Raw genomic sequence first — 24,193 nt, forward strand, 5'->3', positions numbered from 1 at the left:
GTATGGATAACATGGATAGAACAGAGCAAATCCGCGAATGGCTGAAGGAAGTTTATGATCCCGAACTCGGCGTCAACATTGTTGATCTGGGCCTTGTCTTCGACATCCGTGATCAGGGAGAACGCATTTATGTTCAGATGACGCTCACAACCCCGGGATGCCCGATGCATGATACGATCGTAGGCGGCGTCAAGCGCATCCTGGAGGAACAGATGGAAGTCAACGAAGTTGAAGTGGATCTCGTCTGGGAACCCCATTGGTCTCCGTACATGATGTCCGAAGAAGCCAAAAGACAGCTCGGCTATTTTTAATCCGAACCGCACTGGACCGAAATCTCGAATCAACTATAATAAACATAAAAATAAACGAGCCTCTAGATTATCTTTCTAGGGCTCGTTTTGATATGCATTGGGCGACGGTGTCAGAAGGCATTTAACTGGATTTCCTGCAGCTAATTTGCTGATTTGTAGCATTATTGCATAAATAACGGGAAAACCTCCATCTATTTTGCCACATATCTCCTTAAAGACGTCATTGCGGCATATTAACTGGAGGTTTTCCATTTAATTCGCGGATTAAGCCACTCGGCCGAAGATTAACTGGAGGTTCTCCAGTTAATCAGCCCTCAACTTTCTATTTTACTTAACGATCAGCTTTCCGGTCATTTGTTTATGGTTTTTCCCGCAAGAAATATTGCAAGAATACAAAAACTCTCCTGCTTTGTCCGCCACGAAAGTAATGCTCTTCCCGCCTCTTACCTCTTTGTTATAGCCCTTAATTTTCAGGGAATGCATGCCCTGATCGTTCTTGAGCGTAATCTTGACGGTATCTCCCCGCTTTACTTTGATTTCCTGTATATCATATCCGGTACTCCGGGCGTGGACGGTAAATTGTTTGACAGGTCCGCTCAAATTGCCGCCGGTCGATTGATCCTCAATCTTTCCGCAGGCCGAAACGGTAAGTGCTGCAACGATTATAAAACATACAACAAGATATCTTCGGATCATGAGTTATTCCCCCTTACTGCTCTTTCCTACAGTTTAGGAGAAACCCATGGAGGGGATCGTGATTAGCGTCACAAAGTCCTTGTCATTAGCCGCAATCTTACCTACCCGCTATAAAATGAAGCAGGACGGATCCAAAAGGATCCATCCTGGCTATGAGAAGTTAGGGGGTTAGCGTTATAACAATTTCTTGATTTCGTCCTTGATCGCTTCGGATTGCGGACCGAATACGACCTGTACGGCACCTTTGCCAAGTCTCATGACGCCGGATGCGCCAAGTTGTTTCAAAGCTGCGTCATTGACGGCCTTGTCGTCTTTTACAACCAGACGAAGGCGAGTGATGCAGGCATCTACGGATTCGATATTCGAAGATCCCCCGATTTGAGTCAGGATTTTGGCGGCGCGGCTGTCGTTACCGCCGATTACGGCGGATTTATTATCTACAGTCGCATCATCGAATGCGTCTTCGGTGTCGTCTTCCCGTCCAGGCGTTTTCAAGTTCAGAACCTTGATCAGGAATCTGAACAGGAAGTAGTAAACGACGGCGAACACAAGCCCGACCGGAATCAGCAAGAGCTGGTTGGTTTCCAGTTTCCAGTTTAGCAAGTAGTCGATTAAACCTGCGGAGAAACTGAACCCGAGCTTAACGTCAAGCGCATACATGATCCATCCGGCAACACCGGTGAGGATGGCGTGCACGCCATAAAGCAATGGTGCAACAAACATAAAGGAGAATTCCAACGGCTCTGTGATCCCTGTAAGAATCGAAGCGATAGCAGAACCAATAAAGATCGAGCTAACCAATTTGCGTTTAGCAGGTTTTGCAGAGTGAATAATAGCCAAAGCCGCACCAGGAAGAGCGAACATCATGATCGGGAAGAAGCCGGCCATAAACATACCTGCTGTTTTGTCCCCTGCAAGGAAACGGGCAACGTCGCCATGAACGACTTCGCCTGCAGCATTAGTAAAGCTGCCGATCTGGAACCAAGGGAAGTTGTTGAGAACGTGGTGCAAGCCGAACGGTACCAACAACCGGTTGCCGATACCGAACAAGAAGCTTCCCAGCCCGCCAAGATCAACGAGCCATTCACCGAAGCTGTCGAGCGCGGATTGAACCGGGCCCCAGATCAAACCGAAGATAATGCCCAGAATAAGCGTTGCAAATGCCGTTGCCATAGGAACGAAGCGTTTTCCGCCGAAGAACCCGAGCCAATCCGGCATCTTGATATTATGGAACCTGTTATACATATATGCCGCTACCATACCGCAAATAATACCACCGATAACGCCCATATCCAGCTTGGTATCCTGACCAAGGAAGGTAAAGGAAAGCGGAACTTGTGCAAGCACCTTGCCCAATACCAAGTGCGCTACTACCGCAGACAATGCGGCAACCGCATCTCCAGCGAGCCCGATAGCGACACCGACCGCAAACAGGATGGCCAAGTTACCCAGAATGGCTCCGGCTCCCGCATTTAAAAACGGAGCAAAATACTGATTTAAAAATGCTCCGAAACCTCCTAGATGTAAATCTTTTTCATAGTTAATCAAAGCGAAACCTTGCAAGATCCCCGCCGCAGGAAGTGTAGCCACCGGCAGCATAAGCGACTTCCCTATTTTCTGGAGAAAAGCCAGCATGTAACAATCATCCTTTCAAAATGTGATGTTATGACTTCAAAACCGCTTTTAAAATGACGTCTCTGCCTGCCGTCACAGGCCCGGTGATTTTTTCCAGATCGCTAGCCACTTCGTCAGCGTTTGTTACAATGATCGGGGTGATAACCGGATATCCCGCTTCTTTAATCTTGGCGATATCGAACTCGATCAGGGTTTGGCCCGCTTTTACCTCGTCACCGGTTGTTACGTTGGAGGTAAAACCTTCCCCCTTGAGCGACACGGTGTTAATTCCGATATGGAACAAAAATTGCATCCCTGACGCGTTCTCCACCATTACCGCATGACTGGACTTAATGACATGGACCACGGTCCCGTCAAAAGGCGCGATCAATTTTCCTTCCGTAGGCTCAATAGCGATTCCCTGCCCCATATGCCCCCCGGCAAAAGCTTCATCCGGAACTTCCGTCAAAGGAACGGCCCGGCCCGTCACTGGTGCTACCACCTCTACAACTTGATTTTCAGCAGATTTCTTTCTCCATTTTGAGAACATTTTGTTGGCCTCCTATTTAAGTGGGTGACTGCAGCACTATGTTTTTAGCTGAATCCTCACTATTTCTCCGATAACATTGTTTGCAAGCGTTCTATTATTATGCCTGGCGGATCGCCGTATTATTTCAGAAGGCAATAAAAAAGAGCCAAGAAAAGAAGCCTATGATCTAGGTCTGCTTTCCTTGGCTCATGCCCATTAATATTAACGGTAACACGCCAAATGAAATCGGTTTTTTGTTATGTGCTAATCATAAATCAAGCAAGTTCGCTCGTCAACAGAAATTTTGAAAGCGGTACCCAAATCCATAATAAACCAATTTGCATTGTTCGTCCGCTACTAAAGCCCCCCTATTCCCGTACTTAAGAATCAGAATTTGTTCCAAGTGGGATACTAACTCACAAAAATGAAACGGAGCTCGCGATGAAACCCATATTCTCCATCTATTTAAAAGACTTGCGCGGCATCGTATTCAACTGGGCGGCTGCGGTGATCATTGGCGGATTGATTATTCTCCCTTCTTTGTATGCCTGGTTCAACATTAAAGCCTCCTGGGATCCTTACGGACAAACTTCCGGGATTCAAGTTGCCGTCGTAAACGGAGATGTTGGCACGACTTTGCGTGGACAATCGCTGCGAATCGGGGATGAAATCATCGGCTCGCTGAAACAAAACCATAATATCGGATGGAACTTTCTTGAGGAAAAAAAAGCGATGACAGGCTTGAAGCGGGGACAGTATTATGCGGTGATTATCATCCCCGACAACTTCTCCGCAAGAATTGCGACCGTTCTGACGCCAAATCCGGAAAAAGCCGAAATTCTTTATTACGTTAATGAAAAAATCAATGCGGTTGCACCAAAAATCACGGCTAAAGGCGCGAGCTCCGTCACCAGCGAAGTGAACCGGAATTTTATCAAGACGGCAAACGGAACGATATTCAGCATTTTTAATCAAATCGGTCTCGAGTTGAAACAGGAATTGCCGTTAATCCGAAAAATGAAAACCTTGGCTTTTCAAATTCGGGAGCTCTACCCGGAGATCAATCAAGCCGCCGATACCGCGGTGCAAGACTTGCATACGAGCCAAGAAATTCTAGGCAAAGTACAGGCGGAGCTGCCGCATGCGGCGGACTTAGCAGCAACGGGAGAGGAATGGGCTGGAAAAACTTCGAATTTCCTCGATGAAAGCAGCTCGGTTCTGGAGGCAGCCTCCCCTGCTGTTGAAGAAACGCTGAATACAATGGCTAGCACGGCAGAGGCCGTTGCCCAGTCTACCGGCTTGCTTTTGGCCGTACTGAATCAGGAGGAAGGCGTCACTATGCCCCCCTCCAAGCTGCCGGAACAGTTCACGCCGATCATAACAGCTGTTGCGGACTCCACGGATTCGCTCTCCGCTATGCTGTCGCGTCTGGAGACCGCTGCCCCAGGGGACAAGCTAGCCGGAGTCATAACCTCTCTTCATCAGGCCGGGGAGGAACTTCGGCAAATGGCCCGGTTGGTTCCGGATTTCAATAACCAGGTTAAAAATGCCGGAGCCGAAGCCAAAGCTCCGCTTGTGAAGCTAAATGACCTTGCCGAGTCGGCAGCCCGCCGGTTAGGCCGTCTCGCCGGCAACTATGACGCGGAGATCTATCCTGCCATACAGTCTGGGGTAGCGAAGCTGAAGCAGGAATCGCAACATGCCGGTGAGCTTTTGAGCAAAGCGAAATCGGATTTGCCCGTCATTGACAAGGTGCTTACGGACGCCGCGAATGGATTGACCATCGCCGTTGGCGGCGCCGAAGCGATCCGTAAGGATCTGCCGGCGGCCGAACAAAAACTGAGCGAAGTCACGAACCGCATCACCTCGCTGGAAAAGGAAGGCAGCCTTGAGGATTTGATCGGACTGCTTAGCCTGAATTTCGCCAAAGAAAGCGAATTTTTCGCCGAGCCGGTTGTTTTAAAGGAGAACCGGGTATTTCCTATTCCCAATTACGGATCGGCGATGTCTCCCTTTTTTACGACATTGTCGGTCTGGGTCGGAGGGTTATTGCTCGTGTCTATGCTTACCGTGGAAGTGCATGACCATAGGGACGGAATCCGTAGTTACCAGGAATATTTAGGCCGGTTCCTTACCTTCTTAACGCTTGCGCTACTTCAATCCGCATTCACGACCATAGGGGACTTGCTGATACTTGGCACCTACGCCGCGAATCCGATGCGGTTTGTTCTATACGGGTTGCTTTTGGCCGGGGTATTCACGCTGATTATCTATACGCTTGTCTCCGTCTTCGGAAACGTGGGCAAAGCGATGGCCATCGTCCTGCTAGTGCTGCAACTGGCCGGATCGGGAGGAACTTTTCCAATACAGGTCACGCCGCCTTTTTTCCAGGCGATCTACCCCTTCCTGCCGTTTACGTACGGGATCAGTTTGATGCGGGAAGCGGTCGGAGGCAGCGTGCAGGATATTGTAACCAGGGATATCCTCGTGCTGCTGATTTATGCCGGGATGTCTTTGGCGCTTGGTCTCGGACTTAAAAAAATCGTAAATAAAGCGGCCGCCAAGTGGGTGAAAAAGGCCAAATCCGGCCATTTGATCCACTAGGCGCCCGCCCTTTTAGTCACGTGAAAAATGCTGTTTCTGCCTATAACCTGCCGGAAGGATCCTCGCGGTACGGATCGGCCAATCCGGAAGCATAAATGTCCGAATTCAACGAACGATTTGTACGGAATGTATCATAGACGCTGACGCTACGGTTGTCTTCCTCGACCAGAACGAGAATCTTTCCTTCGTCCAGATAAGACTCGTACGCCTTAGCCTCCTCCTCGGGAATGCCAAGTCCGATCAGACCTCCGGCCAATCCGCCCGCACCAGCGCCCGCGGCCATGCCGGTCAAAGCGGCCGCAATCGGACCCGCGGCTACGATAGGACCGATTCCCGGAATCGCCAAAGCTCCGAGGCCTGCGAGCAGACCGGCTACGCCGCCCAATACTCCTCCGGTGGTAGCTCCTACGGCTACGCCTTCCGGGGCCTTGCTTCCGGTTTCATCCTGAATCGCTTCCCGGTCGCGCCGGTCGCGGGACAATACCGAAATTTCTTCCGCCGAAAAGCCCTGCTGCTGAAGTGACTCAATCGCGGCTGTAGCTTCCCTGTCGCTATCGAAAACACCGACTATTTTTTTGCTCATAGGGATCAACCTCCTGGTATGTTGGTTTCCCTTTATTACCCGAAGGCCTTTCACCTCAAACGGAATCTTTAAGTTATTGCCCGTTACCGGGCCGGACTCGTCTGGTCGCTGTCGCCTGCAAAGGATCCTCCGGCCAATAATGCTTCGGATAACGCCCTTTCAGGTCTTTCTTGACTTCAAAATAACCTGACTTCCAGAAGCTGGTTAAGTCTGAGGTCACTTGCACCGGTCTGCTCGCTGGAGACAACAAGTGCAGCGTTACGGGAATCCTTCCGTATCCGATTACCGGCGTCTCCATCATCCCGAATACTTCCTGTAACCGGACGGAAGCATAAGGGGCTTGCGGACCGTCATATTGAACAGGAATCTTCGAACCGCTCGGTACCAGCAAATGGGTCGGCGCCTCTACGTTCAGCTCTTGGGTAAGCTGCCAGCCTAACCGGTTTTCCATTATCGTAAAGAGGGATAAGGACTGCAACTCGCTTTTTTTACGGAACCCGGCAACGTAAGCACCGAACCAATCCTCCGCCTTGGCCGCTAAAGCTTCATCGGATACATCCAGCCACCGCTCCTCGTTAAGCCGGCGCAAAAACATGATTCTGGCTTGAAGCTGCCTCGACTTGGCATTCCAGGGCAAAATCCGGGCGCCTTGCTCCGCCACTACCCGAAGCAATGCAGCTTGAACCGTATCGGGCGACGGACTCGGGTCGGGATGATCTTTCAGCACGATAGCTCCAAAGGATAACGTAATCCGAGCCCGGACCGCCCCTACCTGGTCATCCCATTCGGCGGTCTTCTCTTCCAGCAATTCGTCGCGGTAATATTCGGCCAGCCAGCTCTCCTCCAGCGGCGCAGCCAGCAGAATCCGCCCCTCCGTTCCTTCGTCGTCGGCATCGGCGATCGCCAAAAACGGTTCCGCGCTCAGCGGCTGCTGGCGGCCGAAGGCCGCGCCCCGGCCACTGCGAAGCAAATAGCGGCCGTCCCCCCGTTGCCGCGCGATCCGGTCGGGATAAGCAAACGAAACGAGCAGGCCGCAATACCTCCACCAGTCGCCTGCTCTGTCCGATTCGAGCGTACCTTCCGGGAATTGGGCCTCCAGCCGGCGTTCCCACTGCCGGCTTACGGTGAGCAGGCGCTGAACATCGCCGGGATCTGCGGTCAGTCCGGCGGCATGATTCCGCGGGCCGGATTCCCCGGTCGCGGTCATCAATAAGGCGAGACGGCTGCGCAGATCGCCGTCGCTTCCGGCGGCCGGGCCTTTGACGAGGCCCGGCTCTTCCAGCAGCGCGGCCAGGCGGCAAGCCGCCCGGCCGAGGCCGAGCGGATGCGCGCGCAGCAGCATATGCGCGAGCCGCGGGTGCAGGCCGAGCTCGGCCATGCGCCGGCCGTGCGCGGAGATGCGACCGGCTGCGTCCAGCGCGCCGAGCTGCCGCAGCAGCTGCACGGCCTGCCCGTAAGGCGCGGCCGGCGGCGCGTCGAGCCAGGCCAACTCGGCCGGCGACTCCGCGCCCCAGGCCGCCAGCTCCAGCGCCAGCGGCGTCAGGTCCGCCTCCAGCATTTCCGGAGGCGTGCCCGGGTCAAGCGCCCGGTCTTCCGCCTCGCTCCAGAGGCGGTAGCATGTCCCTGGCGCCGTGCGGCCCGCGCGACCGCGCCGCTGGTCGGCGGAGTCGCGCGCAGCCCGAACCGTGACGAGCCGGCTCATGCCGGTGCGCGGCGAGAAAAGCGCGGTCCGGCGCAGGCCGCTGTCGATCACGACGGTCACGCCTGACACCGTCAGGCTGGTCTCGGCGATCGACGTGGCCAGCACGACCTTGCGCTCTCCGCCCGGCGCCGCTTCGATCGCCCGCTGTTGCTGCTCTTGCGGCAACGCTCCATAAAGCGGCGCCACGATCACGCCCGCCGGAACTTGCCCGGCGAGCGCCGATTCCACCCGGCGGATTTCCCGCGCGCCGGGCAAGAAGACCAGCACGCTGCCTTCATGATCGGCCAGCGCCCGGCGAACCGTACGCACGACCGCCGCTTCCAGCGTCTCCTGCTGCGGACGGCCCGCAAATATCGTCTCCACCGGGTACATTCTGCCCCGGCTTTGCACTACCGGCGCCTGCCCCAGTAGCTCCGCCACCGCCCCGGCATCCAGGGTGGCGGACATGACGAGTACGCGCAAGTCCTCGCGCAGCAGCTGCCGGCTCTGAAGCGTCAGCGCCAATCCCAGATCGGCATGCAGGCTGCGCTCATGAAATTCGTCGAAGATCACCAGTCCCGTGCCGATCAGCGCGGGATCCTGCTGCAACATCCGGGTCAGAACGCCTTCCGTTACAACGAGAATCCGGGTACGGGCGGACACGCGGCTGTCCGTGCGGATCCGGTAGCCCACCGTCTCACCCACCCGCTCGCCGAGCTGCGCCGCCATATAAGCGGCAGCGGATCTGGCGGCGAGCCTGCGTGGCTCGAGCATAATCATCTGCTGTCCTTCCATCCATGGCTCGTTTAGCAGCTCCAGCGGCGTCCGCGTCGTTTTACCCGCTCCGGGTTCCGCGATCAGCACCGCCAACCCGGGGGAGCGCAGATGTTCCCGTAGAGCCGGGATGGCTTCATCTATTGGCATCGCAAGTCTATTCATCATTCTCTCCTTACGAGGTTACACTATTTCTTAAGTTCGATTTTTACAGCATCTGCTGCAGATATTCCATTTTATCACACTCGCGGACAGCCGTGTTTGCTTTGATGCCCGGGGGCCTGTTTTGTATAATTAGGAAAGGTCCGCCTAACGCCAGGGAGGTATCCTCAATTCATGTTTCCGGACGGAACTCTTATAAGCTTCTTGATTGTCATCGTACTGGTGGCGCTGACCGCCTTTTTCGTAGTAACCGAATATTCGATCCGCGGACTTCGTACCGGCCGAGTAGAAAATTTACTCCGGGAAGGCCGAAGATCCGCGGTCCCGCTAGCAAAACTGATGCGCCGGCCCCAGCAAGCGCTCTCGGCCTGCCAGTTAGGCGTCACTATGACTTCGCTGATTCTGGGCTGGCTCTTGCAACCGCTGGCTAATCATTTGCTCCACCCGCTGTTTCGGCTGGTCATGCTTCCGGAGACGTTGGAAACGGTATTGTCTTTTGTCATCGCTTTTCTCGTCATTACTTATTTGCACGTCGTTCTCGGAGCCCTGGTTCCCCGGATGCTCGCCGCACAAAAAGGCGAAACCTTTGCCCTCGCGGCATCCCGTCCGTTGCTGTGGTTTACAACCTTAATGTCGCCCTTAGTCTGGCTGCTGAACCGGTCTTCCGGCCGAATCGTCTCCTTGCTGGGGCTCCGTCCCAATCCGGAACAGGACGAGGCGCATTCGGAAGAAGAATTGCAAGCCTTGCTCAGCGCAAGTCTGGAGCAAGGGGAAATCAACAGCAGCGAGTACAACTACTTGAGCCGGATCTTTGCTTTTGACGAACTGTCGGCCAAAGACATCATGGTCCCCCGGACGGATATGGTATGCCTTTATGCCAACAAATCGCGGGAAGAAAACCTCGAAATCATTAAAGCGGAACAATATACCCGGTTCCCGGTCATCCGTGAAAATAAAGACGACATCATCGGGGTGATCAATACGAAGCAGCTGTTTTTGACCCATGATAATGAGCCTGGCGCTCCCTTGGATGATCTCGTTTCTCCGGTCATGACGGCTTCGGAAAACATTTCTTTGACCAGCCTGCTCTCCCGCATGCAAAAAGAACGTTCACACATCGCCCTGTTGATCGACGAATACGGCGGTACTTCCGGGATGATTACGATCGAGGATCTGTTGGAGGAAATCGTCGGGGACATCCGTGACGAATTCGATACCGAAGAGGAGCAGGAAATTATGATCGTCGAAGAGAACCATCTCATTGTGGACGGCAAAGTCTCGATTTCCCATATCAATGACCTGCTTCTTACCAAACTGGAGGACGACGATACGGACACGATCGGCGGCTGGGTCTACGGACAAGACATGGACATCGAAGAAGGCACTGTACTGAATTACGGCGATTTAAGTTTTACCGTGCTTGAGCGCGAAGACAGCCGGATCCGCAAGATTGAGATCGAAAAAAATCTCCCGGATACGGCAGAAAATAATGATGGAATTTGAAGGAAGTGAAGCCCATGAGACGAGGCCGTTTCGCGCCTACGCCTTCCGGCCATATGCACCTGGGAAACGCCAAAATCGCGCTGCTTTCCTGGCTGCAAATGCGGGCGGCAGGCGGTGTTTTTATGATACGCGTCGAAGATATCGATATCCAGCGATCCAGGCCGGAATTTACGGAATGCATTCTGGAAGACCTGCGCTGGCTCGGACTGGATTGGGACGAAGGGCCTGGCGCTGATGGCGCCTCGGGCCCTTACTGGCAAAGCCAGCGGCTGAACTACTACGAGGAGGCTCTGACGCGCCTGCAGGATACGGGAAGACTGTATCCCTGTTACTGTAGCAGATCCGAATTGCTGGCCGTAGCCGGCGCTCCGCACGGCCTTTCCTCCGAAGGCGCGCCATATGCCGGAACCTGTCGCGGGCTAAGCCCCGCGGAGCGGAGTGAACGGGCGGCGCGCAAAACGCCGTCGCTCCGATTCGCGATGGGGACGGAGCCCATCCGCTTTCACGACGGCATCGCCGGGCCGCAGGCCTTCCCGCCCGGCAGCGGCGGCGATTTCGTCGTACGGCGCGCGGACGGCCTGTACTCGTACCAACTCGCCGTCACGGTGGACGATGCCCTGATGGGCATCACCGATGTGCTCCGCGGCGGCGATCTGCTGGACTCGACCCCTCGCCAGCTTGAACTTTACGCCGCGCTGGAGCTTACGTCTCCGGCCTTTGCCCATGCGCCGCTGCTACTTGGAGAGGACGGCCGGCGTTTGGCCAAACGCCACGGCGACCTCGGGATCACCAGCTTGCGCGCCAACGGAAGCAAACCCGAAGCGGTAATCGGATGGCTGGCTTATATCAGCGGCCTGACGGACCGGTTCGAGCCGCTTGCCGCACACGAACTGATCCCTTCTTTTTCATTAGAAAGGGTTTCCAAGCAAAATTATATATTGGATCAAAGAATTCTGAATCGGCTCTTATCTATGTAATTCGTCTTTAAATTTGATATTCTATGACGGTCAAAATTAAAACCGGCTTCCCTTTGACTATTGTCACAAAGGAAAGCCGGTTTTTTTGATATTTTTGCCGATCACCTTACAAAAGCGACTCCGCCCCGTCAATGACGATGCGAGCGCCGGTTACGTGAATGGATTCGTCCGAAGCGAGGAAGGCGACCAAATCGGCGACGTTTTCCGGTTGGCCCGGTCCGTCCGCAAGCGGCTGCGCTCCCTCCGGATATTCCACCGGAATAATAATCTCCTCCAGTTCCTCGCTGATTTCCGAGGTGGAATCGATATTGGTGGCGATGGCCCCCGGGCAAATCGCATTGACCCGAATCTTGTACTTGGCCAGTTCCAGCGCCGTCATTTTGGTAAAAGCGACCTGGCCGGCTTTCGTCGTACTGTAAGCCGACATGCCGAATCCGGCAAACCGGTCGTTCCCGTTGATCGAACTCGTAATGATGATGCTGCCGCCTCCCTGTTTTTTCAAATAGGGTACGGTATATTTGACGGTCAGGAACGTCCCGTTTAAATTGATGCGCAGCGTCTTTTCCCAATCTTCGAAACTCATTTCGTCCACCGGAGCCAACGCTCCGTTGATGCCCGCATTCGCGAATACGATGTCAATGCCGCCGAACACTTTAGCCACTTCGTGGACCGCTTTCTCCATGCGTTCCGGATCGGAGACGTCCACGTCAAAAGCGCGCGAAATGCCGCGGTAAATGTTGTTGATCTGGTGTTCCGTGCTGCGGGTGCGGTCATTCATCAGATCAAAGAGCGCGACCTTGGCCCCTTCTTTTGCCAGCCTGATCGCAGTCGCCTTGCCGATTCCGGAGCCCGCTCCGGTTACGATCGCTGTCTTGCCCTGAAACCGCTGACGATTGCTTTGATTTTCAGCCATGATGCCACACGCTCCTATTTCATGAATTGGGTAAGGACTTATGTCAAGTACCTGTCTCAAGATTACCCAAAAAGAGGTGCGGTTTAATCACTTGCCAAGCTCATAAATCCTTTTTCCTGAAAATGGAGACGGAAATCAGATAAGAAACGACCAGCGCCAACACGGTTGCGCTCGCAAGGAGCACCCCTGCCGCCAAAGCGTGAGAGGATAGCCACTCGAGCGGAGCAGCCATGTCTTCACTGCTTAACAAAGCGGTTACCGCTCCGTTTCCGACCATGATGATCACCATCATGGCGATATTCAGAAACTGGGCGCCCTTGACGCCGAGCCAGTAATACAGCGGCAAATACAAGGACATAAACAGGATCATCGAGATTAGCGTACCAAGTACAAAGGTGACATCGATTCGCACCGTTCCGAAATCGATCATATCTGTGGCCACATTCATGATGAAGCAGATAACGATGGCCGAGACGAGAAAAATCAGTGAGGATGCATACTTCGACAATACCAGGTAACTGCGTTTTACCGGAAGCGTGACCAGAAACTGCTGGTTTGGCAGTCTCGCATCGGATCCGATCCCTAGAATCAGGACCAATCCCGGGAGCAAGCCGTAAAGGAGCGTCGAATTATTGCTTTGGATAAAGCCGGAAAATACGAAGGCGTAAATTAAAACCAGCCACATATAACGATAAATCAGCATAATATCTTTGCGGATCAAACATATCATTCTAGGCACGCTGCTTTCCTCCCTTTGCCGTAAAGTACATAATGTCTTCCAGTGTAGGCTGCTGGTACAAAGCTTTATCACCAAACAATCGTTGCGCGCTGTCCCGGTCGCCGGACAGGCCCTCAAATCCCAGATCGGTTTCCCGGATCCCGAGCAGTTCTTTACGGACATCGCCATCCAGCAATTCTTTGCCGCCCTTTACGATCAGGTATCTCTCCAAAATCTCGTCCTTGGTATCCGAAAATACTAAACTTCCCCGGTTAATGAAGGTTACGTAATCGGCCACCCGGTCAAGATCGGTCGTTAAATGGGTAGAAAAGAGGATCGTATTTTCCTCTTCGAGGATATATTCTGCAAGCAAGTCCAGCAATTCCCGCCGGAAGACCGGATCGAGGCCGGCAGTCGGCTCATCCATGATCAGAAGCTTTGGATGATGAGACATCGCAAGGGCAATCGAATATTTCATCTTCATGCCTTTGGAGCAGTCCTTAATTTTTTTGCGCGACGGGAGTTCAAACTGATCCATATACCTTTGATACAAATCTTCATCCCAACGGGGATAAAATGGGGCAACAATCCGCTTCATTTGTTCCAGCGAAAGATAGTCGTAAAAAATATTTTCATCCGAGATATAGCCGATCTCTTGCTTATAATCTCCCTCCTGCGGTCCCACGTTCCGGCCGAACACGGAGACCTCGCCTTTGTCCGGAACCACCATCCCCATGATGGTTTTAATAAGCGTACTTTTTCCGGCGCCGTTAGGACCGATCAATCCCGTAATATAGCCGCGCGGTACGGAGAAAGTCATATCCGACATCGTAAAGCTGCCGTAACTTTTGCAAAGCCCCTGAACTTCAATCGCATTCATTCCTCATGCCCTCCCTCATTCTCCAGCAGTCTGATCCACTCGATCAATTCATCGACACTTACGGGAATGCTTCGGCATTCCTCAAGCAGTTCCCTGAGCTTGTCTTCCAGCATTCGGATCCTCTGTTCACGGATGAATTCCTGGTTTCCTCCGGCAACAAACGAACCCTTGCCTACCATGGAATCAATCAGTCCCTCTTGCTCCAGCTCGTTGTACGCCCGTTTCGTGGTAATCACGCTGATCTGAAGATCTTTAGCGAGCTGGCGGATCGAGGGGAGCGGGGTCCCGGGGAGTAGTTCTCCCTGTAAAATACTCCCCCGCATTTGCCTGACAATTTGCATGTATATCGGCTCACCTGAAGAAGTAGACAGCAAAATGTTCATGGCTCACCATCCTTAATTCTGTTTGACATGATAACATTGTATATATTCAATATACACATTATATACGATATAATCAACTTTTTTGCAAAAAAAAGAGCCCCGGCTTAATGGAGCTAAATTCATGGTGAAATATTATCGTCCTGCCTCCATTGGACCGCTCGGCTGACGAAACCAGAGTTGGAGCATTTCCTGAAACTTTTCGTTCGGGGTCGGCGTGGCGATAAGCCAGTCTTCATCCTCTCTGGAACTGGAACGGATTAACCAATTCATATGATGGTTGTTGATAAATTGCGCGCTTTGACTCTCCCATTGTTCCCCTTTACGGGTAAAAAAGCGCAGATCGCCTTGAGAGACGCTAGTCTTCAAGCATTTGGCCAAGGCAATGATCCCTTCCTGGTCATCGGATACTTTGGAAAGCTCCGACAAAATCTCTTCCATCTCCAATTCATCCAAACGGGCGACGATTTCCGCAAACTGCCTTCTGGAAAGCATCAAAGCAGGTAATTCTCCGGGCGTGCGCCGGTTCCATTTCATCTTTCCGGCCAACATGCCGCAAGCCTCGCTTACACAACCGATCTCATCAACCCGGTGAAGACTGGAATTCTCTTGCAGCCGTTCCAATGCGACAACCCGCTCATTCGTTATATGTAGAAATTCTTCAAAAGATTGAGTTCCTGTCTTGTATTTCATCCAACACGCTTTGTCCGAAAATAAGACGGCAGCCAGGCTTGAAAACATCTGCTGCGTGATCATCATGCCGTCCGCCGCCCGATTAATAATGCCTTTTAAAATAAGGGATTCCTGGACCTCTTCCTTGTCCTCGTCCATTCCACCTTGTAAATACCCGCTAAAGGGGGTTTCCGTGCCATCCAGGCAATCCGCTCCGAGCAAATCCGCCAGGTAATACAGCTCCTTCGCCTCCAGCGTTACGGCTCCCTTGGGAGATGTATCAGCAATGATCATACAGCTACCTCCTTTACCTATAAAATCTCTTTGTCCATAAACGATGAAAAGAATTTCTTGCAGTTCGAGATGTAATTATCATATCACTCTTTTAAATGCAAGTTATTCAGAAATTTATGGCAATCTATTACAACATACCCAAATTAATAGGAATAGAATCACATTTTTTTCTTGAATATTTTCTTAAATATATGAAACTTATTTCCTGAACCATTCGTAATAAATGAAAAGACAGATCGAGAATTTACTATGTTCTCGCTGCCTATCGTCACAAAACCTTAATTTAATTATAATCTTATCTTAATCTTTTTTTAAGAAATGTGCTTTACAATGTGTATTATGAGACCACTGTATAGAGGTGATTAGCTATGAAAATCTTAATTACTTTCCAAAACAACCAAGTTCCCGTATATTTCAACACCGACACCAAACAACCCGTTCAACGTACTTTAAAGTTGCTGACCAGTGCGTTGGAGAACAAATTCCGCACCGGAAAACAAGCGTTGAAGAAATGTCTGAATTCGCTGATCAGCATTGAAATTGAAGGCTCGGAAGCGATCCTGCACAGTAAAAGCGAATTCGACTCTTTGGCTCTGTCGCTATACTAAGCGAAGAATCATGAGGATTCATAATTAAAAAGAAGAGGCCCATGACGGCGGTTTAATAAACTGCCGTTCTGTGGGCCTCTTCTTCATGCATGGCTTTTTCTATCCGGATCAAAAATAGTCTCAGGAGATTCAGACGCATCGGTTCATAGGTGCAGGTTTGAATTTTTTTAATAATAAACCGGTCTATGGCCATATCCTTATCCTCCATCACGTTATTGAAACGTAACAGGAACAAATTTCCTGATTCGCTCTTATTCCTAAATTAACCCATTCTGAAAGGATTAAACGAAAAAACCCGCGTCTGACAAGGATTCTTAGAGTTCGACATGTTTCGGTCGAGTTGCTTTTCGGGCAGTGCTCCTGCTCAGAAGAAGCAGACAAGCCGTAGCCATCAGAAGCGCACCATTCAAAACGAACACGACGGGAATGGGCACCCATCCCGCCAATACGCCGCCTGCAATCGGCCCCGCCATATTGCCGAGCTGTGCTGACGACTGATTCAGGCTGAAGGCTCTGCCGCGAAATTCAGGTGATGTTGCTTCAACAATCAATGCGTTAAGCGCCGGGAAAACGGCTGCAAAAAACAGGCCGTAGATGAAGCGGAGACTACCAAAGCCTATCAGGTTATGGAAGAACAGTTGCAGTATATTTCCGATCCCGCCGCCCAAAAGTCCGATCATCAGCGTGTTTCGATACCCGATTCGTTCTCCGATCTTCCCCCATACCGGCGCAGCCAGCACCGTTGCTATCCCTACTGCCGAGAAGATCACTCCCGAGCTGAGCGATGCATCCGAAGAGGAAGCTCCCAGATCCAGCACATAAAGTGAAAGCAGCGGTTCCAGCACCATAACGGAAGCCGTAACGATCAATACGACGCCCAAATGCCTCATAAATGCCGAATTTGCTCTCGCTTCCCTGAGATCGTCGATCACGTACGAACGTTCCCGGGTTCGATCGAAGTTCTCCTCTTTCACGAACAACCAGGCGATAATCGCAGAGAGCAGCACTACGGCTCCCGCCGCCAGAAACGATTCGCGGTATCCCAGATACTTGCTGACAAAACCGCCGATCATCGGTCCGATGATTCCGCCGGCCGCGCTGGCGGTCGACATGATTCCGAGCGAGAAGCCCACCCGCTTCTCCGGCGTATTCGTGGCGACCAGGGCGATCGCCGCTGGAATATATCCGGCCAGTAGGCCTGATAATATGCGCACCGCAATCAGTTGAACCGGACTTTGTACTAGCGAGTTAAGGATATAAACCGCACATAATGCAAATCCGGAACGGAGAAGCATCGGCTTGCGGCCGTACTTATCCGAAAGCGATCCCCAGAATGGAGAAATCAGCGCCCCGGCCAAGAAAGTGATTCCGAATGCAAATCCCGACCATAGGGTCAAATGCTCGGTGACGCCCAGATCATGCGCTATAAACAGGGACATGAACGGGATCACCATCGAATAGGCCATACTGCAAAAAAACACGCCAAGCCATAAAACGTACAAATTTCTTTTCCAGGGGAATTCCATGGTTATCCACCCCCAATGTTGTATCAACTATTTTCCCCGGGTAGACAGCTATTGTTCTATTGTAGCACTTTTATGGACAAGGCGAATGCGAAAAACGTTACGGATGACCGTGATTCTTCCCGAAAAGCCCCTTCGTTGCGACCAGTTTTTTTCAATCCAATTCCAGCTCAAACCGTCTCCGCTGCTCGCCTTTACTCCGGCGCGATTCCTTTTTGCCGGATGTTTTGCGGTCGTTTCGCTGGCGGGCCTGCTCCTTAGTGGCTTGATACTTCAATTCCCGCTGGGTTTTGCGATAATTCTCCAGCCGTTTCTGGTCCAGTTCACCGCTTCTCACCGCTTCCTGCACCGCGCAGCCTTCTTCCCGCTCATGACGACAATCTCCGAAGCGACACTGCGCCGCGAACTCTTCGATGTCCGTGAACGCTTCGGACCAGCCTCCGCCGGCATCATCCCAAAGCTGCAGTTCGCGCATCCCCGGCGTATCGATCATCACCGCTCCTTGCGGAAGCACGAACATTTCACGGTGCGTGGTCGTATGGCGGCCACGGCTGTCGCTTTCCCGGATTCCCTGCGTGAACTGTTTCTCCTCCCCGGCCAGCCAGTTCAGAATCGTCGATTTGCCGGCCCCGGAAGAACCGGTAAGCGCCACCGTCATGCCAGGCCGAAGCAACGCTTCGAGCTGGTCCCTTCCCTGATCTTCCATGGCGCTGACGGCGATGACGGGAACCCCAGGAGCGATCGACTCCGTCTCCCGGACAAACTGTTCCGGATCTTCGCACAGATCCGCTTTGCTGAGCAGAATGACCGGATTTGCCCCGCTATTCCAAGCCATAACGAGATAGCGTTCGAGCCTGCGGAGATTGAAATCCAGGTTTAAGGCAGCCACGAGCAGCAACACGTCTACATTCGCGGCAATGATTTGTTCCGTCGGCACCGACCCGGCGGCCCGGCGGGATATTGTGCTAAATCTAGGCAATATCCCGTGAATGATGCCGTCTTTTTCCGCTTCAGAAAAGAAGCGCAGCGCAATCCAATCGCCTACCGCCGGATACGCGCTCCGGTCGCCAAGCTCATGCTGAAGCTTGCCCGACAATTCCGCCCAGCCTTCGCCCCGCCCGGTCATTACCCGGTACTTTTGTCCGTGATCCGCGACGATCCGGCCAGGTTGTACTCCTTCGAGCTTAAGCTCAGCAAAGGCTTCCTCCCATTTCCGGTTCCAGCCAAGCACACTCATACTCAAATCTTCATTGTTTCCTTTTGACTGTAAATTCAAATTGGTTTCCTCCCGGTTTGCTATTTGTGAAAGTGAATATAGAGAACAAAAAAAGACGCGGGTCAATTCACCCGCGTCTTCGTATATGGACATAGAAGCCCCATTTAACTTAAACAGCAAAGGGGATCGTTATCCATAAATTCGTATCCGGAAATATGAAAAAAGCTCCGGATACGAAAAAACGCAGGACCTGTACGGTCCTGCGGCAGTATCCATTTATCGAGGCGTTAATTCCGATTGTTCAAGTAAACAACCTGCTGGCGCCCGTTAAAAGTCATCCCGTCCAAAGACCGTAATCATGTATTGGATTGCAGTGAACATATCTTTGTTAACTCCGTACATAATTACCAGCCTCCTTAAAAGATTTGTCTACATCATATTCGAACCCGGAAACATTTGTCAACCTGCCCTTGCCAAAAAATTTATTATTCGGGTATACAGCAGGCTTGAAGCAATGGGGCAACCTCGTTCAACTCGTTGATGATGCGCCATGGGGCGCCGCCTTCGAGTTCCTCGAACCAGGCATGTTTCCTGAGCAGCCAGACGCCGCGTATTCCGACGCGAGCGGCTCCCCAAATATCGTTTTGCGGATGATCCCCGACGATAATCGTCTCCTCCGCCGCTACCCCCAATCTTTCTAACGCGATCCGGTAGATGCGCTCATCCGGCTTTTTAATCCCGATATCGCCGGATACGACGATGGCATCGAAATGACCGCGGAGGTTCAACAGATCGATTTTGCCGTGCTGCAAATGACTGAAACCGTTAGTAATGATCCCGAGTTTCAGTCCAAGAGACCGGCACGCTTGCAGTGCATCCTCCGCATGCTCCATCACGCGCGCATGGGACATATAATTTTTATCATAGTAAGCCTTCAATTCGGTTAAATCGGGCTTTACGATCCAAGGTAACGCATCGATCAATTCCCGAAAAAAGCCTTCTTTAGGCCGGTAGCCGTCCGCATCACTTTCGATCATATAAGCAATGATCTTGTCAATCTCCTCTTGATCTTTGACACGCAAGCGCTCGCGCACCAACTGCCTGGCGAATTCCCGAAAAGTCCAATCCCGGTCCATCAGCGTGTTGTCCAAGTCAAACAGTACCGCTTTAATTCTTTCCATACCCATCCCTCTATTTCTGTAATTATCTCTTTTACTATTGTAACAGCGTGTCATTCATCTTGCAGGGAAAGGGATATAAAAAAGCACAAATCCGTGGATCGGACCTGCGCTTTTCCAACTTAAAGCTAAAATAAATTATTTAAATAACCTGTCTCGGTCTATGGCTCAGCAGCATTTCCTGATCCGTAATATATAGCGGAAACGGCGGTATTTCCTTCAGGTAATGCTCTCTTTTCAGCAGCTTATAGTCCACCTGATGCGGTTGATCCGGCTTCAACACGGGAAGCTTGCCGGTTTCCTCCACATAAACGTCCACGGCTACTTGCACGAGATCGAGGAAATAAGGAATTTCCCGATCCTCTTCTCCGAATATCTCGTATGTTTCACGGGATAAATAAAACTTCTGCTCACTGACTCCGCCCAAATAACGCGACAATCGCTTCATATCCAGACTACCATCAGGCAAAAGCAGCGATTTGCGATTAATGCCTTCCGGCATCTCTGCCTCATATCGCAGCACGCCTCGTTTGACATCTTCGAGCGTCACCTGCACGGCAGGAGGAGAACCGGCAGCAAGACGGCGCTTACGGCTATTTTTTGTCCAAAACAGCATGACAGGTACCTCCTAACTTGGATTATTTGTAAGGGAAGCGCTTACAATACTATTGTATCCTGATTCACATGATTTGAACGCTAATTATGCCAAAAGTCATAGAATAGACATACCCTGGACAAGCCATACCGCGCTAAAAGCACGTCTCTGGATATTCTCCGGCGTTTGCGGTAGGATGATAATGTTCAGCAAGCCAAAATCATACCAAGGAGGACTCTCATGCAGGACGTCATCATCATCGGAGCGGGTCCTTGCGGACTATCCGCTGCCATCGAGTGTCAGCGGCGCGGCTTACATACGCTAATTTTGGAAAAAAACTGCCTCGTCCATTCGATCTATTCTTACCCTACGCATATGCAATTTTTCAGCACTCCGGAAATGCTCGAAATCGGGGATGTTCCTTTCGTTTCTCCCAACGAAAAGCCATTCCGCCACGAGGCGCTTGCCTATTATCGCCGGGTAAGCCAACATTATGGCCTGCAAATTGCAGCCTATGAAGAAGCCACCCGGATCGAATGCCAGCCCGACGGCACTTTTATCGTCCATTCCGTCACGCGCAGCGGTGAAAGATGGGAATATCCTACCCGTTATGTCGTTATTTCCACAGGTTACTTTGACCATCCTAATATTTTGGGAATTCCGGGAGAAGATACCGATAAAGTGTCCCACTATTTCCAGGAAGCCCATCCTTATGCAGGTATGAAGGTTGCGGTTATCGGGGGCAGCAATTCCGCGGTCGACGCGGCTATGGAGCTGGTTCGCGTCGACGCTGACGTCACGGTCGTTTATCGCGGCAAGGAAATGTCCCAATCCGTCAAACCTTGGGTAAAACCCGTTTTTGAAAGTATGGTTAGCAAAGGAAAAATCAAGCTGCTCCTGGAGTCCAAGGTGGTTCAAATTCATGAACGGGAAATAGTCGTTGAATCCGTTGAATACCGGGAAAGAACTCTTCTGCCGAATGACTTCGTGCTGGCGTTGACAGGATTCCGCCCCGACCGGAAACTCATGCTTGATGCCGGAGTAGAGATGTCCGGCGAAATGGAAAAGCCGGTGTTTCATCCGGACACCATGGAAAGTAATATTCCCGGCATTTATGTCGCCGGCGTCATCGCTTCGGGCCGCAACGCGAACGAAGTATTCATTGAATCCGGCCGCGGCCATGGCCGTCAAATCGCGGAGCATATCGCCGGATTGATGAACCGTGAAGCCTAGCCTGGACCTGGACTACCTTGAAACACGGTATAAGGAGAAGATTTTTTGAGATGAATCAAATCGATCTTGTGTCGCTTTTGCTATTATTCATGGCCGCGCTAGGCATTTTCAGCAGCAATATGCCGATTACCGTCGCCATGATCGTTCTGCTGCTGATCCGGGTACTGCATATGCATTATGCTTTTCCCTGGCTGGAGAAATACGGCCTGACCGTAGGGATCATCATTCTGACCATCGGCGTCATGGCGCCCGTAGCCAGCGGAAAGCTTTCGCTTCAGACGCTATGGTCGTCTTTTTTCCACTGGAAATCGCTGCTCGCCATCGCCGTAGGCATGCTCGTGGCCTGGCTTGGCGGACGCGGAGCCGCGCTCATGGGCAGCCAACCGACCGTGGTCGCCGGTCTCCTGATCGGCACCGTATTAGGCGTCGCCTTCTTCCGCGGCGTCCCGGTCGGCCCGCTAATCGCGGCGGGGATTTTGTCGCTGATAATCGGGAAAGTTTAGTGAATAAAGAGGTTGCCCCCATGAACGGCGAGTTCAGGGGACAACCTCTTTTTAACACTTATATCTTTTCAATTATAATAGAATTACATAGTATTTCTGCATTAAGAGGAGGCATTAAAATCTTGCAGTTTAGTAAACTATGTCCCTCACTCTGAACATCTGTAACTTCGATATCTTGAAGAAAATAAGGAATTTGTGGTCTAGCTAAATCTCTTAAAGGTTTTATTCTATCTTCGGCACTTGTAACAAAGGGAAAATTTGAACACCCCATAAAGGACAACTTGACGTTAAATTCTGTATCCTCAAACACAAGAGTAATTTCATCGCCAAAAAAACTTGAATCAAATTTTATTACTCTAGCATCCAATAGTGCATTGCTTCAATTTCGTTTAAGATTTTTTCTGCTTTCACGTTTGTTACCTCACTTTTTATATGGGATATGAGCATCAGGGCTTTTTCTGTCGACTACATTCAGATTTTTTCGCCAAGGACTGGTAAAATTTCCCGCAAAGAGTCAGCATCAAAACCTAATGATAATAATTGAGACTCCAGTATATCTAAGACATCATAATATGCAAAATTTGAGCCCAACCTGTAACATTTATCGTCAGCGCTTTCGTCTGTGGGCATAACCAAGGTTTCGTTATATTTCTCTTGAATAATTGTAATTAGATCGCCTAGAAAGTCTTTTAATTGTTTATCCATCTTCATTCGCTCCTTAAAATACCTTCGAGAATTTCTTTTTGCTCCATCTGTCTTTGAATATCGGATGGCCACTTTTTATTTATTAGTGCTTCCTGTTGCCTTGGATCTAAATCCCTGAAATTAGGTATGTGTGCCTCAGGATTCCTTATCTTATCTTGATGCTCGGCTATTTGTTTCTCAAGTGATTGTATGCCTTTTTGAATTTCCTCTTTGGATTTACCAACGTATTGATTATAAAATCCCGAATGTTTTCCACCGCTTTTCGCAGCATCAAAAGCATCCCCCGTCCCCTCAACCACAATCCCCTTGTTGGGATTGCTCGGGATTGATTTACCGGCGTCCGCTATATCATCGATGATCTCATCAACAGCGTCAACGGCCTTCTTTACGAGTTTTGAACCATTTTTCACTGTAAATCGGCCAAGCGGTAAGAATGAAGCTGCTATGGATATGCCTGAAATGGACCTATCAAACATAGACAACGTTTTACCCGTAATAGGATCTTCCCCGGTTGAAACTTCCGCAACGCCTTTTGCCGTACCGATGAACGGCAGATTATCTGCAACAAAACTCCCTATATCCTTTAGAGTTTCTTTTAGGGCTCCCCTGGCGGGCTTTGCGTATTCCTCCTCCACCACTTCGGGATACATCTTCATTTTCTCGAAATAATCGTCATCATAAATTCGGAATGCATTGGAACGTTCTTGCGGTGGTATGTATTCAAAGGTGTTCGGTTCGTAACCTTGCCCAAGCGCATATTTCCGAAATTCGACCACTTCCATCATTGTACCGGAATATATATCGCCTTCAAACAATTGATAACCTTCATCGCGGCAATAATTGGCTAGCAGCATTCTTAAATTTTCAACTTGAACTTCATCGGGATTTACAAGCATCAGAGGATTTGAATCATCCTCTTCCTCTTGCCTATTTTGTGCTAAAATCCCTACAGCATGAACTCGAGCCGATAGGGATACTTCTCCGTATTTCTCCCATTCTGCGACTTTGAGAGATTCAATCTGTTTTATCGCCTTTTCTTCCGAGTCTTGATATATTGCAACCGCACCGGTTAACTGCTTCTGCTTCTCCTCCAACTGCTCATGAATGGACTGAGCCGACTTCTGAATATCCATAAGCAACTTTTCCACTGCCCTGATTTCTTCCTGTACACCATACTCCGGATATAATCTACTAGCCTCATCCAGCGTTCTCTTCAAATCAACTACCATACTGACGATGCTTTCTTCCATCACTTTGTCTAACGTGATCAGGCTCCGGGATAAATCCATAATTCTATCGGGGTCAACCTTCAGATTCATCTCTCAGCAACCTTTCCGCACT

At 51.0% G+C, this 24,193-nt stretch carries 24 protein-coding genes; 7 read left to right on the forward strand and 17 right to left on the reverse strand.

The window, feature by feature from the left end; translation table 11 throughout:
* Positions 1 to 11 precede the first annotated feature (11 nt).
* The gene (locus ACLB09_RS07245; RefSeq protein ID WP_410769134.1) at positions 12 to 311 is read left to right on the forward strand and encodes a metal-sulfur cluster assembly factor; all 300 of its coding nucleotides are present in this window, start codon (positions 12 to 14) and stop codon (positions 309 to 311) included.
* Positions 312 to 638: 327 nt separating this feature from the next.
* Here ACLB09_RS07245 and ACLB09_RS07250 read toward each other — a convergent pair whose 3' ends face one another.
* From ACLB09_RS07250 to ACLB09_RS07260, 3 genes are all read right to left on the reverse strand, one after another.
* Positions 639 to 1,007, reverse strand: coding sequence for a cupredoxin domain-containing protein (locus tag ACLB09_RS07250; RefSeq protein ID WP_410769135.1), 369 nt, complete (start codon positions 1,005 to 1,007; stop codon positions 639 to 641).
* A 174-nt stretch (positions 1,008 to 1,181) separates the two neighbouring features.
* Entirely contained in the window at positions 1,182 to 2,642 is a 1,461-nt protein-coding gene (locus tag ACLB09_RS07255) for a PTS transporter subunit EIIC (RefSeq protein WP_410769136.1), read from the reverse strand.
* A 28-nt stretch (positions 2,643 to 2,670) separates the two neighbouring features.
* Positions 2,671 to 3,171 (reverse strand): PTS sugar transporter subunit IIA, encoded by a 501-nt coding sequence (locus ACLB09_RS07260; protein WP_410769137.1) that lies wholly within the window; start codon positions 3,169 to 3,171, stop codon positions 2,671 to 2,673.
* A 420-nt stretch (positions 3,172 to 3,591) separates the two neighbouring features.
* Here ACLB09_RS07260 and ACLB09_RS07265 point away from each other — a divergent pair, with 420 nt between their 5' ends.
* Positions 3,592 to 5,754, forward strand: a complete 2,163-nt coding sequence (locus ACLB09_RS07265; RefSeq protein ID WP_410769138.1) for a YhgE/Pip domain-containing protein — start codon at positions 3,592 to 3,594, stop codon at positions 5,752 to 5,754.
* A gap of 40 nt (positions 5,755 to 5,794) precedes the next feature.
* Here the strand turns inward: ACLB09_RS07265 and ACLB09_RS07270 are convergent, their stop codons facing one another.
* Positions 5,795 to 6,337 (reverse strand): general stress protein, encoded by a 543-nt coding sequence (locus ACLB09_RS07270; protein ID WP_410769139.1) that lies wholly within the window; start codon positions 6,335 to 6,337, stop codon positions 5,795 to 5,797.
* Between the two features lie 73 nt (positions 6,338 to 6,410).
* On the reverse strand, positions 6,411 to 8,957 hold the full coding sequence (gene hrpB, locus ACLB09_RS07275) for an ATP-dependent helicase HrpB (RefSeq protein WP_410770050.1): 2,547 nt from the start codon (positions 8,955 to 8,957) through the stop codon (positions 6,411 to 6,413).
* A gap of 171 nt (positions 8,958 to 9,128) precedes the next feature.
* On the opposite strand from hrpB, the gene ACLB09_RS07280 reads away from it, so the two are divergent.
* The gene (locus ACLB09_RS07280; RefSeq protein WP_410769140.1) at positions 9,129 to 10,457 is read left to right on the forward strand and encodes a hemolysin family protein; all 1,329 of its coding nucleotides are present in this window, start codon (positions 9,129 to 9,131) and stop codon (positions 10,455 to 10,457) included.
* A 14-nt stretch (positions 10,458 to 10,471) separates the two neighbouring features.
* The gene (gene gluQRS, locus ACLB09_RS07285) at positions 10,472 to 11,434 is read left to right on the forward strand and encodes a tRNA glutamyl-Q(34) synthetase GluQRS (protein WP_410769141.1); all 963 of its coding nucleotides are present in this window, start codon (positions 10,472 to 10,474) and stop codon (positions 11,432 to 11,434) included.
* Between the two features lie 106 nt (positions 11,435 to 11,540).
* Here gluQRS and ACLB09_RS07290 read toward each other — a convergent pair whose 3' ends face one another.
* The 5 genes from ACLB09_RS07290 to ACLB09_RS07310 form a co-directional block, all read right to left on the reverse strand.
* Positions 11,541 to 12,347: an SDR family oxidoreductase gene (locus ACLB09_RS07290; RefSeq protein WP_410769142.1), complete on the reverse strand. Its 807-nt coding sequence runs from the start codon at positions 12,345 to 12,347 to the stop codon at positions 11,541 to 11,543.
* A gap of 100 nt (positions 12,348 to 12,447) precedes the next feature.
* Positions 12,448 to 13,077: an ABC-2 transporter permease gene (locus tag ACLB09_RS07295; RefSeq protein ID WP_410770051.1), complete on the reverse strand. Its 630-nt coding sequence runs from the start codon at positions 13,075 to 13,077 to the stop codon at positions 12,448 to 12,450.
* 1 nt (position 13,078) lies between these two features.
* The gene (locus ACLB09_RS07300) at positions 13,079 to 13,945 is read right to left on the reverse strand and encodes an ABC transporter ATP-binding protein (protein WP_410769143.1); all 867 of its coding nucleotides are present in this window, start codon (positions 13,943 to 13,945) and stop codon (positions 13,079 to 13,081) included.
* Entirely contained in the window at positions 13,942 to 14,328 is a 387-nt protein-coding gene (locus ACLB09_RS07305) for a GntR family transcriptional regulator (protein ID WP_114498205.1), read from the reverse strand. Before ACLB09_RS07305 ends, ACLB09_RS07300 begins: the two co-directional genes overlap by 4 nt.
* Before the next feature lie 132 nt (positions 14,329 to 14,460).
* Positions 14,461 to 15,291, reverse strand: coding sequence for a hypothetical protein (locus tag ACLB09_RS07310; RefSeq protein ID WP_410769144.1), 831 nt, complete (start codon positions 15,289 to 15,291; stop codon positions 14,461 to 14,463).
* 368 nt (positions 15,292 to 15,659) lie between these two features.
* On the opposite strand from ACLB09_RS07310, the gene ACLB09_RS07315 reads away from it, so the two are divergent.
* On the forward strand, positions 15,660 to 15,899 hold the full coding sequence (locus tag ACLB09_RS07315; protein ID WP_410769145.1) for a hypothetical protein: 240 nt from the start codon (positions 15,660 to 15,662) through the stop codon (positions 15,897 to 15,899).
* A gap of 314 nt (positions 15,900 to 16,213) precedes the next feature.
* On the opposite strand, the gene ACLB09_RS07320 is transcribed toward ACLB09_RS07315, so the two are convergent.
* The 4 genes from ACLB09_RS07320 to ACLB09_RS07335 form a co-directional block, all read right to left on the reverse strand.
* Positions 16,214 to 17,425, reverse strand: coding sequence for an MFS transporter (locus tag ACLB09_RS07320; RefSeq protein ID WP_410769146.1), 1,212 nt, complete (start codon positions 17,423 to 17,425; stop codon positions 16,214 to 16,216).
* Positions 17,426 to 17,576: 151 nt separating this feature from the next.
* Entirely contained in the window at positions 17,577 to 18,659 is a 1,083-nt protein-coding gene (gene rsgA / locus ACLB09_RS07325) for a ribosome small subunit-dependent GTPase A (RefSeq protein WP_410770052.1), read from the reverse strand.
* Between the two features lie 464 nt (positions 18,660 to 19,123).
* On the reverse strand, positions 19,124 to 19,819 hold the full coding sequence (locus tag ACLB09_RS07330; RefSeq protein ID WP_410769147.1) for an HAD family hydrolase: 696 nt from the start codon (positions 19,817 to 19,819) through the stop codon (positions 19,124 to 19,126).
* Between the two features lie 139 nt (positions 19,820 to 19,958).
* Entirely contained in the window at positions 19,959 to 20,432 is a 474-nt protein-coding gene (locus ACLB09_RS07335; protein WP_410769148.1) for a DUF3939 domain-containing protein, read from the reverse strand.
* A gap of 219 nt (positions 20,433 to 20,651) precedes the next feature.
* Here ACLB09_RS07335 and ACLB09_RS07340 point away from each other — a divergent pair, with 219 nt between their 5' ends.
* Together ACLB09_RS07340 and ACLB09_RS07345 are read left to right on the forward strand one after the other, a co-directional pair.
* Positions 20,652 to 21,644 (forward strand): YpdA family putative bacillithiol disulfide reductase, encoded by a 993-nt coding sequence (locus ACLB09_RS07340; protein WP_410769149.1) that lies wholly within the window; start codon positions 20,652 to 20,654, stop codon positions 21,642 to 21,644.
* Positions 21,645 to 21,694: 50 nt separating this feature from the next.
* A complete protein-coding gene (locus ACLB09_RS07345) occupies positions 21,695 to 22,147 on the forward strand; it encodes a DUF441 domain-containing protein (protein ID WP_410769150.1) in 453 nt (150 codons plus the stop codon).
* 58 nt (positions 22,148 to 22,205) lie between these two features.
* Here the strand turns inward: ACLB09_RS07345 and ACLB09_RS07350 are convergent, their stop codons facing one another.
* The 3 genes from ACLB09_RS07350 to ACLB09_RS07360 all read right to left on the reverse strand — a co-directional run bounded on the left by ACLB09_RS07350 (position 22,206) and on the right by ACLB09_RS07360 (position 24,171).
* Entirely contained in the window at positions 22,206 to 22,514 is a 309-nt protein-coding gene (locus ACLB09_RS07350) for a hypothetical protein (RefSeq protein ID WP_410769151.1), read from the reverse strand.
* 104 nt (positions 22,515 to 22,618) lie between these two features.
* Positions 22,619 to 22,852, reverse strand: a complete 234-nt coding sequence (locus ACLB09_RS07355) for a hypothetical protein (protein WP_410769152.1) — start codon at positions 22,850 to 22,852, stop codon at positions 22,619 to 22,621.
* Between the two features lie 2 nt (positions 22,853 to 22,854).
* Positions 22,855 to 24,171, reverse strand: a complete 1,317-nt coding sequence (locus ACLB09_RS07360; protein WP_410769153.1) for a pre-toxin TG domain-containing protein — start codon at positions 24,169 to 24,171, stop codon at positions 22,855 to 22,857.
* Positions 24,172 to 24,193 lie beyond the last annotated feature (22 nt).

Origin of the sequence: Fontibacillus forbon (assembly GCF_046559655.1) — a bacterium.
Lineage (GTDB): Bacteria > Bacillota > Bacilli > Paenibacillales > Paenibacillaceae > Fontibacillus.

Bases quoted from the DNA above. Each gene is read 5' to 3' on its own strand.
- ACLB09_RS07245 (WP_410769134.1), top strand. From the start codon at position 12: ATGGATAGAACAGAGCAAATCCGCGAATGGCTGAAGGAAGTTTATGAT.
- ACLB09_RS07250 (WP_410769135.1), bottom strand. From the start codon at position 1,007: ATGATCCGAAGATATCTTGTTGTATGTTTTATAATCGTTGCAGCACTT.
- ACLB09_RS07255 (WP_410769136.1), bottom strand. From the start codon at position 2,642: ATGCTGGCTTTTCTCCAGAAAATAGGGAAGTCGCTTATGCTGCCGGTG.
- ACLB09_RS07260 (WP_410769137.1), bottom strand. From the start codon at position 3,171: ATGTTCTCAAAATGGAGAAAGAAATCTGCTGAAAATCAAGTTGTAGAG.
- ACLB09_RS07265 (WP_410769138.1), top strand. From the start codon at position 3,592: ATGAAACCCATATTCTCCATCTATTTAAAAGACTTGCGCGGCATCGTA.
- ACLB09_RS07270 (WP_410769139.1), bottom strand. From the start codon at position 6,337: ATGAGCAAAAAAATAGTCGGTGTTTTCGATAGCGACAGGGAAGCTACA.
- hrpB (WP_410770050.1), bottom strand. From the start codon at position 8,957: ATGAATAGACTTGCGATGCCAATAGATGAAGCCATCCCGGCTCTACGG.
- ACLB09_RS07280 (WP_410769140.1), top strand. From the start codon at position 9,129: ATGTTTCCGGACGGAACTCTTATAAGCTTCTTGATTGTCATCGTACTG.
- gluQRS (WP_410769141.1), top strand. From the start codon at position 10,472: ATGAGACGAGGCCGTTTCGCGCCTACGCCTTCCGGCCATATGCACCTG.
- ACLB09_RS07290 (WP_410769142.1), bottom strand. From the start codon at position 12,347: ATGGCTGAAAATCAAAGCAATCGTCAGCGGTTTCAGGGCAAGACAGCG.
- ACLB09_RS07295 (WP_410770051.1), bottom strand. From the start codon at position 13,077: ATGATATGTTTGATCCGCAAAGATATTATGCTGATTTATCGTTATATG.
- ACLB09_RS07300 (WP_410769143.1), bottom strand. From the start codon at position 13,945: ATGAATGCGATTGAAGTTCAGGGGCTTTGCAAAAGTTACGGCAGCTTT.
- ACLB09_RS07305 (WP_114498205.1), bottom strand. From the start codon at position 14,328: ATGAACATTTTGCTGTCTACTTCTTCAGGTGAGCCGATATACATGCAA.
- ACLB09_RS07310 (WP_410769144.1), bottom strand. From the start codon at position 15,291: ATGATCATTGCTGATACATCTCCCAAGGGAGCCGTAACGCTGGAGGCG.
- ACLB09_RS07315 (WP_410769145.1), top strand. From the start codon at position 15,660: ATGAAAATCTTAATTACTTTCCAAAACAACCAAGTTCCCGTATATTTC.
- ACLB09_RS07320 (WP_410769146.1), bottom strand. From the start codon at position 17,425: ATGGAATTCCCCTGGAAAAGAAATTTGTACGTTTTATGGCTTGGCGTG.
- rsgA (WP_410770052.1), bottom strand. From the start codon at position 18,659: ATGAGTGTGCTTGGCTGGAACCGGAAATGGGAGGAAGCCTTTGCTGAG.
- ACLB09_RS07330 (WP_410769147.1), bottom strand. From the start codon at position 19,819: ATGGAAAGAATTAAAGCGGTACTGTTTGACTTGGACAACACGCTGATG.
- ACLB09_RS07335 (WP_410769148.1), bottom strand. From the start codon at position 20,432: ATGCTGTTTTGGACAAAAAATAGCCGTAAGCGCCGTCTTGCTGCCGGT.
- ACLB09_RS07340 (WP_410769149.1), top strand. From the start codon at position 20,652: ATGCAGGACGTCATCATCATCGGAGCGGGTCCTTGCGGACTATCCGCT.
- ACLB09_RS07345 (WP_410769150.1), top strand. From the start codon at position 21,695: ATGAATCAAATCGATCTTGTGTCGCTTTTGCTATTATTCATGGCCGCG.
- ACLB09_RS07355 (WP_410769152.1), bottom strand. From the start codon at position 22,852: ATGGATAAACAATTAAAAGACTTTCTAGGCGATCTAATTACAATTATT.
- ACLB09_RS07360 (WP_410769153.1), bottom strand. From the start codon at position 24,171: ATGAATCTGAAGGTTGACCCCGATAGAATTATGGATTTATCCCGGAGC.